11 protein-coding genes are annotated in these 9,398 nt (G+C 56.2%); 8 read left to right on the top strand and 3 right to left on the bottom strand.

Features of this window, described 5'->3' with window-relative positions:
* Positions 1 to 607 precede the first annotated feature (607 nt).
* Entirely contained in the window at positions 608 to 769 is a 162-nt protein-coding gene (locus C6I21_RS14515) for a CxxH/CxxC protein (RefSeq protein ID WP_105960200.1), read from the top strand.
* Positions 770 to 1,056: 287 nt separating this feature from the next.
* A complete protein-coding gene (locus C6I21_RS14510) occupies positions 1,057 to 1,407 on the top strand; it encodes a nuclear transport factor 2 family protein (RefSeq protein WP_105960199.1) in 351 nt (116 codons plus the stop codon).
* 51 nt (positions 1,408 to 1,458) lie between these two features.
* Here the strand turns inward: C6I21_RS14510 and C6I21_RS14505 are convergent, their stop codons facing one another.
* Complete coding sequence (locus C6I21_RS14505; RefSeq protein WP_245411658.1) at positions 1,459 to 2,979, bottom strand: FAD-binding domain-containing protein; 1,521 nt, start codon at positions 2,977 to 2,979, stop codon at positions 1,459 to 1,461.
* Between the two features lie 133 nt (positions 2,980 to 3,112).
* On the opposite strand from C6I21_RS14505, the gene C6I21_RS14500 reads away from it, so the two are divergent.
* On the top strand, positions 3,113 to 3,913 hold the full coding sequence (locus tag C6I21_RS14500; protein WP_105960198.1) for an alpha/beta fold hydrolase: 801 nt from the start codon (positions 3,113 to 3,115) through the stop codon (positions 3,911 to 3,913).
* Between the two features lie 57 nt (positions 3,914 to 3,970).
* Here the strand turns inward: C6I21_RS14500 and ald are convergent, their stop codons facing one another.
* The gene (gene ald / locus C6I21_RS14495) at positions 3,971 to 5,110 is read right to left on the bottom strand and encodes an alanine dehydrogenase (protein WP_105960197.1); all 1,140 of its coding nucleotides are present in this window, start codon (positions 5,108 to 5,110) and stop codon (positions 3,971 to 3,973) included.
* Between the two features lie 149 nt (positions 5,111 to 5,259).
* Complete coding sequence (locus C6I21_RS14490) at positions 5,260 to 6,465, bottom strand: PucR family transcriptional regulator (RefSeq protein WP_181186272.1); 1,206 nt, start codon at positions 6,463 to 6,465, stop codon at positions 5,260 to 5,262.
* A 187-nt stretch (positions 6,466 to 6,652) separates the two neighbouring features.
* On the opposite strand from C6I21_RS14490, the gene C6I21_RS14485 reads away from it, so the two are divergent.
* From C6I21_RS14485 to C6I21_RS14465, 5 genes are all read left to right on the top strand, one after another.
* Positions 6,653 to 7,081, top strand: coding sequence for a VOC family protein (locus C6I21_RS14485; RefSeq protein ID WP_105960195.1), 429 nt, complete (start codon positions 6,653 to 6,655; stop codon positions 7,079 to 7,081).
* A 24-nt stretch (positions 7,082 to 7,105) separates the two neighbouring features.
* Positions 7,106 to 7,594, top strand: a complete 489-nt coding sequence (locus C6I21_RS14480; RefSeq protein WP_245411657.1) for a GNAT family N-acetyltransferase — start codon at positions 7,106 to 7,108, stop codon at positions 7,592 to 7,594.
* Positions 7,595 to 7,613: 19 nt separating this feature from the next.
* Positions 7,614 to 8,270, top strand: a complete 657-nt coding sequence (locus C6I21_RS14475; RefSeq protein WP_105960194.1) for an HAD family hydrolase — start codon at positions 7,614 to 7,616, stop codon at positions 8,268 to 8,270.
* A gap of 31 nt (positions 8,271 to 8,301) precedes the next feature.
* Complete coding sequence (locus C6I21_RS14470) at positions 8,302 to 8,751, top strand: hypothetical protein (RefSeq protein WP_105960193.1); 450 nt, start codon at positions 8,302 to 8,304, stop codon at positions 8,749 to 8,751.
* 136 nt (positions 8,752 to 8,887) lie between these two features.
* On the top strand, positions 8,888 to 9,379 hold the full coding sequence (locus C6I21_RS14465) for a hypothetical protein (RefSeq protein WP_105960192.1): 492 nt from the start codon (positions 8,888 to 8,890) through the stop codon (positions 9,377 to 9,379).
* Positions 9,380 to 9,398: the final 19 nt, after the last annotated feature.

Genomic DNA, 9,398 nt, shown 5'->3' with positions numbered 1-9,398 from the left:
ACAGTGCGGAGGGGAAATGGTTCCGGTTTATTATACGAGCATTCATGGCATCACGCATGATCATTCGATGCTCAAAAAATAGGCTACGTCCGCACCCAAAGGGCGAGGCGTAGCCGAGCTTTTTTTAGGGAAATCGTGCTAGGAGCGAAGCGTTTCGTGCCAATACGGAAAGGGTTTGTGCCAAAACGAAGGGCATTCGTGCCACGGACGAAAAAACGTGCCAAAAGCAGATCGCCGTGCGCCAAAACGAGGAGAGATCGTGTCAGAACAAGATCGGTTCGTGCCACGCCATATTATTGCGAAAGCACGCTGTTCTGGTCCGCGTTTCTTTAAACGTGAGCGAAGCCCGGCCAGTCAACTGAAGGAACCAGACCGGGAGCTTGAGGACCGCAGACAGAAGTACAAACGGAACAGCGGGGGCGGCGCTGATGATGTAGAACAAACGCTGTCCTGAAGGAACTCCGGTACAGCGCTGCTTGCAGGGCTTTCATCAGCAGTGTTTCTGTGGATAACCGGAAAAACAACAAGTATCCACAAAACGATTGATTTCTCTGAGGACTTACGATACGCTCGGACACATCCACATGTGGATAAAAGGAGGAAACGAATGATGATTTACAGCTGCGAAGATCATATTGAGGAAGCAATTGAGGAAACACTGACCGACGGCGGTGCTCCGCCGGAGATGGAAAAGCTTGCAGGAACCCACGATGGAGAGACCTGTTTTCTATGTGCGGCTCCGGCAGCGTACTATGTCAAAGGAGAATAAGTTATCCACGAACTTATCCACGCAGACACATAGTTATCCCCAGAAACCCGTAAAAAAACGACGAGGGGAACAAGCGGACAGGCTGTTATAAAGAAATAAAAACGAAATACGAACAGAATAAACCAGTCGAACCTGTGTATATGTGGATAAAATCTGTGGATAACTATTTAATCTGTAGATAATCTTGTGGACATGGGGATAACTTTGTAAAAATCATATAAAAGCTATGCGGATTTGTTGAACTTTTATAGAGGCCTTTTTACAATAGATGTGTAAGGAGGGAGAGCATGAATATTCATCATTTATTTCACTTGGTGGATCAGCAGCAGACAGAAGCGTACCTCGAGTATTTTCATGATGACGGCATTATGACGTTCGGCAATCAGCCGCCGGCTGTGGGACATGAAGAAATCCGCCGGCAGGTCGACGGCCTGTTTCAATCCGTTAAAAAACTCCATCATGAAATCGATCACGTCTGGAAGCCCGAAGAGGACACCGTGATCGTGAACGGCCAGGTGACGTACACGAAACACAGCGGCGAAGAAGTTCCCGTCGTGTTCAGCGGCACCTACTTTCTCAAAGATGAAAAAATCAGCAATTATCAAGTATTTATCGATGTATCTCCACTCTCTGCCTGAATCACGGCAGCTTCCCCGCAGTGTATTCACTGCGGGGCTTTTTTTATATAATTACTCCATCTTTTCCGGATCAAACAGCTGCAGCTGCTCGGAGGACGGTTTCTTGTTTTCAGGCGGCGCTTTCCTCAGCGAGGCGTGCTTTGCCATGGCGTCTTTCGTTTCTCTGGAGGCGGCATGTGCCTCTTTCACGTCCCAGAGGAGCTTTCGGGCGCGGCGGTTGGCCTGCTGAATGTCCACGACCGGGCCGGGGTAGTTCCGGTGGAAAAAATGCGGATCTTTCCACGGTTCATGAATGTACGATACCGGCACGTTGTTCAGCGCGGGAAGAAGCCGTTTGACAAAATGGCCGTCGGGATCCTGATCCCGCCCCTGTTTGACCGGATTGTAGATCCGGATCGTGTTGAAGCCGGTGGTGCCGGCCTGCATCTGCACCTGACTGAAATGGATGCCGGGCTCATAATCGAGAAACAGCCGTGCCAGATCCTCCGCCGGACGCCGCCAGTCGTAGAACAGCGTATGCGTCACAAAGGAGACGAGCATGGCGCGCATGCGGAACGGGAGCCACCCGGTTTTCCACAGCTGCTTCATGCACGCATCGATCATCGGAATGCCGGTTTCTCCGTGCAGCCAGCGTTCGTACGGCTCATCGGCGGTCTCCCGCTCCAGCTGATCAAATGCCGGCTGGATCGACGTGTGGGCAATCTCCGGCTCTGTCTCCAGGCGCTGGATGAAATGACAGTGCCAGACGAGCCGGGAGCGGAATGCTTCGAGCGGACGGCGGTCCGCCGGATCGGGCATCTGATCGAGCGCTTCGTTCGTTTTCTGGACGACGGCAGGAAGGGAAATGCTGCCAAAAGCCAGATAGGGGGAGAGACGGCTGCAGGAAAGTCCCGCAGCAAGCGGGCGGCCGATATGATGCTCATAATGAACGTGCCGCTCCTCGAGGAAGGAGAGAAGGGAATCGGCGGCCGGGCCTTCGCCTCCCTCCTGACCGTAGCGGATCGACTCTCCCGGCACGGTCTCCAGCTGCAGGACGTGCTGCACGTTTTTGGAAAAGCCCGGCGGAACCGTTTCCGGTGGAGGCAGGTGATCCGGCGCGTCATAAAGCGGCCGCTCCATCGCCTGCTTCCACTGGGCGGCGAACTGCTCCCGGCCGGAAGTGCCCCGCCGCACGCCGAACGGCGCGTATTCATAAAAGGAAAGGCCGCGCTCCTTTATCCAGCGGCGGACCGCTTCGTCCCGCTTGTACGTATCGGGAGTGCCGTGTTCCTCGTGAGCATAGAGCGTAAAAGCGCCGTACGTATCATACAGGGCGGGGAGTACCGTTTCGATCATTTCTCCGGAAATGGCATACAGCGGAGTACCTCTCTCCCGCAGCTTTTCCTGCATAGCTTCGATGCTTTCGCGGACAAAATCCAGGTGGCGCCGGGAGAGGTCGCCGGCCTGCCAGACCGACGGCTCCAGTACATATAAAAGAAGCACCGGGCCGCCGTTCCGGCAGGCTTCCACCAGCGGGCGGTGGTCCGTTAAGCGGAGATCCCGTTTCAGCCAGACGATATTCACCATCATCATCCCCTCTCAGCAGTCTCTTTTCTCAAATTATCGCACTCCTGTGTAAAAAGAAAGGAATGTGCTCCCCGGTGTTTCGCCGGGCGCGCCGACAGGGAAAGCCCTAACCATCCCCACCAGAGAGGAGACAGATAGCATGATGCACCGGATTCAAGTAGACGATGAAACAGAACTGCAGGTAGAGGATGTCGGGGAAGGCAGACCGATCGTCTTTATCCACGGATGGCCGCTCAGCCACGAACTGTTTAAGTGGCAGAAGGAAGAGCTGTCCCAAAAAGGATATCGTTTTATCGGCATCGACCTCCGCGGCTACGGAAAATCGGACAAGCCGGAACAGAAATACACGTACGACGTTTTCGCAAGAGACGTTCAGACGGTAATACACAATCTTGAGCTGGAGGACTATTACCTGGCCGGATTTTCCATGGGTGGTCCGATCGCCATTCACTACGCTGTGCATTACGCTGACAGAGAGCTGAAACAGCTCATCCTTCTCGGTCCGGCAGCGCCGAGCTTTACACGGCGCCAGGGATACGACCTGGGGATGGAAAAAGAAGACGTCACGGAGCTGATGGAAGCCGTAGAGGAAGATCAGAAAGCGGCGCTCGAAGACTTCGGCACGAATTTCTTTGCCACAGACGTACCGGAAGACGTATCCGATATGCTTCTGCGGATGGGCATGGAAGCGTCCGTTCAGGCGACGGTTTCCAGCGCCAAAGAGCTCCGGGATGCCGACCTCCGCGAAGACAGCGGCCACGTTCAGGTGCCGACGCTGATCATGCACGGAAAGCAGGACGCGATCTGCGACTACGCTTTCAGCGAAACGCTCCGGGCAACGATTCCCGACGCCGAACTGATTCCGTTCGAACACAGCGGCCACGGACTCGTCTACGAAGAGTATAAAAAAGTAAATGAAGAGCTGCTGCGGATTCTGTAAACAGCACACCAAAAAAGCACCGCTGGATTATATACCCCAGCGGTGCTTTTCTTTCGTTCACTGTCCGTTCGCCGTGCTCGTGCTGCTCCATGCTTCCTCCAGCGGAACGTACGTATAATGGAGGTCGCGGGCGACCGCTTCATACGTGACGTGGCCGCCGGCGGTGTTGACGCCTTTGGCAAGCGACGGATTGTCCTGTACGGCCCGGCGTATGCCTTTTTTGGCGATCTGCGCGGCATAGGCCATCGTCACATTCGTGAGACCGATCGTCGACGTTCTCGGCACAGCACCCGGCATGTTGGCCACGGTGTAGTGGACGATGCCGTGTTTCGTAAACGTCGGATCATCATGCGTCGTAATGCGGTCGACCGTTTCAATGATCCCGCCCTGGTCGATCGCCACATCTACGACGACCGATCCTTCACTCATCGACTGAATCATCGCATCCGTTACGAGCTTCGGCGCTTTCGCTCCAGGGATGAGCACGGCGCCGATCACGAGATCCGACTCCCGCACGCAGTCGGCAATGTTCATCGGATTGGACATCATCGTCTGAATGTCAGTGCCGAACTGATCATCGAGCTGCCGCAGCCGGTCTGCGTTCAAATCGATCAGCGTCACATCCGCGCCGAGACCGATCGCAATCTTTGCCGCATTCGTGCCGACGACACCGCCGCCGATAATCGTCACTTTCCCGCGCTGCACCCCCGGAATACCGGAAAGCAGAATCCCTTTGCCGCTCTTCGGCTTCTCGAGAAGCTGGGCGCCGATCTGGGCGGACATGCGGCCGGCCACCTCACTCATCGGCGTCAGAAGCGGAAGCGTTCCGTTCACCTCCACCGTCTCATACGCCACTGCCGTCACCTCATGCTTCGTCAGCGCCTCCGCAAGCGCCGGCTCCGCAGCCAGGTGAAGGTACGTAAACAAAATCAATCCCGGCCGGAAGTAGGCAAACTCCTCCTCCAGCGGCTCCTTCACCTTCAGCACCATCTCCGCCTGCGACCACACATCCTCCGCACGATCAAGAAGCGACGCACCGGCCTCCACATACAGCGCATCCTCAAATCCGCTGCCGCTTCCGGCACCCTTCTCCACCAGCACCGTATGCCCCTCTCCGGCAAGCATCCCGGCACCAGCAGGCGTGATTGCCACACGGTTCTCATTGTTTTTAATCTCTGCAGGAATACCAATTTTCATCGTATTCTCCTCCTTCGCCGGCAGGACAGAGTCCGCAAAACGACGTTCTGCACCTGCGCGTCCATTTCTGTACTGCATAGTATAATGGATGCGGAACCGTTCCTGCTATTGGCTGTTTCTGTAAATCGACGCCTGTCCGTTTGTAGAAATCACCAAAGAGAATCCCGGTAAAGAATAAAATCAAAAAGCAGCGCTGCTTTCTGGGACGCATTCTGCAGGGAAAACCCGCCGACTTCTTCTGCCCGCCGCAGCCGGTACGTAAGCGTATTTACGTGAATGTGGAGATCGCCCGCTGTCTGGTTCATTTTTCCATCGTTTGTGAGAAACACTAAGAGTGTCTGCAGTAAATCGGTCTGCTGATATTTATCATATTCCCGCAGACGAAAAAGTGTAACCGGAAGAGACGGTTCTTTTTTTACCTGCGGCACGTAGCGGAGCAGGCCGAGCTCATGGAAGAAGGACACGCCTTTTGTCAGCTCCGGATGCGCCTGTTTCATGGAGGCGGTCTGCCTCGCTTCGTTAAAGCTGTCCAGAAGCTCCGTATAATCCGTGCACCAGCGGCCGCATCCGGCCCACACGCCGGAAGGATCCGGCATCCGCGTGACGATCGTATCCGTGAAATCCCGGACGGCTCCGGCAGCATCGGTCTCTTCCGGGGGAGAGACGAGGAAGAGCACTTCATTTTCGCGGAGGTCGCGTGTTTCAATCATGACCTGCAGCTGCTCGGTTGTCCGGGCCGCGTAGGAGAGCATCGTATGTTTTTCCTCCGTCGGCTCGTTCAGCCGGAAGACGAGGACAGCGAGCGGTACGTCCTGCCGGAGCCCGGTGCCGGCAAGCAGCGCGGCTGCGGACGCATGGCTGTCCGGCCTGCTCGTGATCAGCTGCCACAGAAGCTCCTCGTGGCTCCGCTCTCTCCGCATGCGGCGGCGGATAAGCGGCAGAAGCTCCTCCGACGCTTTATCCGCCGCCTGAGCGAGCAGCGCCAGGTCCTCGTGCGTGAGCTTTTTCTCTCCGGCGACGACCCAGATGTAGCCGAGAACGTCTCCATCCCGGCGGACCGCACAGGCTGCGCGGCGCCCGAGACCGATCTCCGGAATCGTCTCCACCCATACAGCGTCATCGGAATCATGAAGCGCTGGAATGATCCCCGTTTTCCACAGCAGATTAATGACGCGTTCCGGCACGCGCCGGCCGATAATCGTTGCAATCCGCGCCTCGTCGGTTTCCCCGTCGTGGGAGCTGTAGGCGAGCAGATGGTGATTGGCATCTTCAATCGTGACCGGACAGTGCAGCTGTTCGCTGATCACGTCCGCAAAGTCCTCCAAAGAATCAAACGAGCGGTGAAATGAATGCATAGCATCGCCTCCTCTACATACCAGTGTAATCGACCTTCGGGGAAAACGTCTAAACTCTTTTGAAAAAAGCCGCTTCAACGAGCACGAAACAGGGAAAAGAAGGGAAAGTGTGTCTGTATGCCTCCTGCAGGAAATTTCCTCTTCCGGCGGCAGATACATACAGAGGAACACTGGAGGAGGAAAAACGATGAGCAGGATGAATCTGATCACATTGGGTGTAAGAGAAATGGGGGAATCGCTCCGCTTCTATCGGGACGGACTCGGCTTTCAAACGTCCGCGGCGGAAAATGAAGAGGATATCGTCTTTTTTCAATGCCCGGGAACGAAACTGGCGCTTCATCCACTCCGCCGGCTGACGGAGGATATCGGCGGTGTTACACTGTCGGAAGGTGGATTTTACGGCATCACGCTTGCCTATAACGCCAAATCGAAAGAAGAAGTAACCGACATGCTGCAGCGGGCGGAAGACGCCGGCGGACGCATCGTCAAAGAAGCGGCGGAAACGGAATGGGGCGGCTTCAGCGGCTACTTCTCCGACCCCGACGGCTATTTCTGGGAAGTGGCGTACGGTGACATGTGGAAATTCGACGATAACGACATGCTCATCATCGACTAGCAGAGATCAGGGAGAGTGACAGACGTGTATGAAACGAAACGTCTCCGGCTTCGTCCGATGCAGGACGAGGATCTGGCGGCGCTTCACCGGATTTTCGGTGACGAAGAGACGATGCAGTACTACCCGGCGGCATTTGATGCAGAGAAAACCGGATCGTGGATCGAGTGGAATAAAAAACTGTACCGGGAGCACGGTCTCGGATTATTTGCCGTAGAATACAACGGAACGGTTATCGGCGACTGCGGTCTCGTACCGCAGACCGTGGACGGCCGCGATGAGATCGAGCTCGGCTATCATATTCGGAAAACGTACTGGAAGCAGGGGTTCGCCCGGGAAGCAGCCTCGTTCTGGCTGAATCACGCAGCGGAAAATGGCGTTTCACGGGTCATCAGTATCATCGATCCGCAGAACGTTCCTTCCAGGAAAACGGCGGCTGCGGCCGGAATGACACTTGAAAAGCGGTCGGTTGTTTTCGGCAGGGAGAAGGTAATTTACAGTAAGTGTTTCACGTGAAACAGAAAGAGGCTGATGGATGAAGAAGGGAATTATGATGGATATGGACGGCACGCTGTTTCAGACAGATGTGCTGCTGGAGCCGGCGCTTGCGGAGACGTTCAGCGCGCTCCGGACGAGAATGATCTGGCAGGGGGATACGCCGATCGAAAAATACCGGGAGATCATGGGCGTGCCGCTTCCGGAAGTATGGAAAACGCTTCTCGCGGAACAGTCGGATCTGGAACGGGAGCTTGCCGATGAGCTGTTTCAGGAAGCGCTGGTACGGAGGATCGGCGAGGGTGAAGGACGGCTGTACCAGGGGGTGAAGACGGCGCTCCGTGAATTGGCGGAGGACCACTGGCGGCTCCATGTCATCAGTAATGGCCGGCGCCCGTATCTGGAAGCGATCGTCGATGCCCATGGCCTGAGGCCGTACCTTGCGGGCGTGCACAGTATCGATGACCTGCCGGAAGGGAACAAAACGGCGCTCTGCGGGCATGTGCTCGAGAAGGAACCGCTGGAGAAAGCGGTCATGATCGGGGACCGCGCCTCGGACGGGGAGGCAGGCAGAGCGTATCAGCTGCCGTTTATCGGCTGTACGTTCGGGTTTGCCCTGGAGGAGGAGCTCGCCGCAGCGGATGCGCGGATGAACGAATGGAAGGAAGTACAGAAGCATCTGGATCAGGTCTGCTGAAGCGGATATTTTCATGTGAGGAGGGAGAACGATGATTGAGCAGGATAAACGGATGAAGGAGCTTCAGGACAGCCTCGGCAGTACGAATGGACGGTGGCTGCAGCTTTCGGATATGCGCCGGATCCGGGCCCGTCTCGTCACGACCTCGTCGGAATGCAGTGTGTGCCGGGAGCTGATTGAAGAGCTGGATGAGCGGGTGGACCATGCCGCGGACCAGAACGGGAACGTAACCAGACAGGAGCGTCAGGCGTACACACGGATGGTGAGCCGCATGAAGCATCACCTTCAGAAGCAGCACGGGCTTATCAGCGACGGCTATTACGGCAGCCTGTACATGGCGCTTGGTGTCAGTGTCGGCCTGCTGATCGGCGGCATGCTGTTTGAATCGATCGTCTTCGGTCTGCCGATCGGTATCGGTATCGGACTGGCGCTCGGTGCCGGCATGGATAAACGTGCCCAGCGGCAGGGAAAGGTCCTTTAAGGCTGCGGCTATCGGACGGGTGCGGCAGTCACGATCGCAGCTTGTGTTTTCTACAGAAACAGGTCTTCTCCCCCTCGGCAGAAGGCCTGGTACGTGCTACACTGAGCAGGCAGCATAAAAAGAGGGAGGTGGACCGTTGGGACGTCGATTCTGGATCGTTACTGCAGTACTGGCAGCGCTCGTACTCGCAGGATCTTCGATATACATATATTTACAAATTTACCCGCCGCTTGCGGTAGCTTCGACCTACAGCAGCGGCGACCGTGACGACGTCGTCATGGAAATCGGCAACAGCGGTATCCGGACGATTGAGCTGGAGACGGTGGAAGTCAACGGTACAGCGCCGGAGGAGGCCCACCTGCAGCGGATCGATCCGGCGGAGGAACAGCTCGCACTGATCGGCAGTGCCACAGATGCCGACGGCGAATTTCTGTCGCTGCAGGGCGCAGTTCTAGAGACCGATACGTCTCCACGAAGCGTCCGGCGCCGCGTGGAAAACGGATCCTCCTCCGGAGCGGAATCGTTGTATGGCCTCGGCCTCGCCATGGATGAAGCGATCGAAACCGTCTGGATCCGGTACCGCTATTTCGGTATCCCGCTGGAGCAGACGATTGAAGTACAGCGGTAGGAAAGGCCCGGACTCCGTG

Source organism: Alkalicoccus urumqiensis, from assembly GCF_002993335.1.
GTDB classification, from domain to species: Bacteria; Bacillota; Bacilli; order Bacillales; family Salisediminibacteriaceae; genus Alkalicoccus; species Alkalicoccus urumqiensis.
Note: the sequence above shows the minus strand (reverse complement) of the source record. Positions and strands in the feature narration are given on the sequence as shown.

What these genes read in the sequence shown, in the direction of transcription:
- C6I21_RS14505 (WP_245411658.1), bottom strand. Translation starts at nt 2,979, where the DNA reads ATGATGATGGTGAATATCGTCTGGCTGAAACGGGATCTCCGCTTAACG.
- ald (WP_105960197.1), bottom strand. Translation starts at nt 5,110, where the DNA reads ATGAAAATTGGTATTCCTGCAGAGATTAAAAACAATGAGAACCGTGTG.
- C6I21_RS14515 (WP_105960200.1), top strand. Translation starts at nt 608, where the DNA reads ATGATGATTTACAGCTGCGAAGATCATATTGAGGAAGCAATTGAGGAA.
- C6I21_RS14510 (WP_105960199.1), top strand. Translation starts at nt 1,057, where the DNA reads ATGAATATTCATCATTTATTTCACTTGGTGGATCAGCAGCAGACAGAA.
- C6I21_RS14500 (WP_105960198.1), top strand. Translation starts at nt 3,113, where the DNA reads ATGATGCACCGGATTCAAGTAGACGATGAAACAGAACTGCAGGTAGAG.
- C6I21_RS14485 (WP_105960195.1), top strand. Translation starts at nt 6,653, where the DNA reads ATGAGCAGGATGAATCTGATCACATTGGGTGTAAGAGAAATGGGGGAA.
- C6I21_RS14470 (WP_105960193.1), top strand. Translation starts at nt 8,302, where the DNA reads ATGATTGAGCAGGATAAACGGATGAAGGAGCTTCAGGACAGCCTCGGC.
- C6I21_RS14475 (WP_105960194.1), top strand. Translation starts at nt 7,614, where the DNA reads ATGAAGAAGGGAATTATGATGGATATGGACGGCACGCTGTTTCAGACA.
- C6I21_RS14490 (WP_181186272.1), bottom strand. Translation starts at nt 6,465, where the DNA reads ATGCATTCATTTCACCGCTCGTTTGATTCTTTGGAGGACTTTGCGGAC.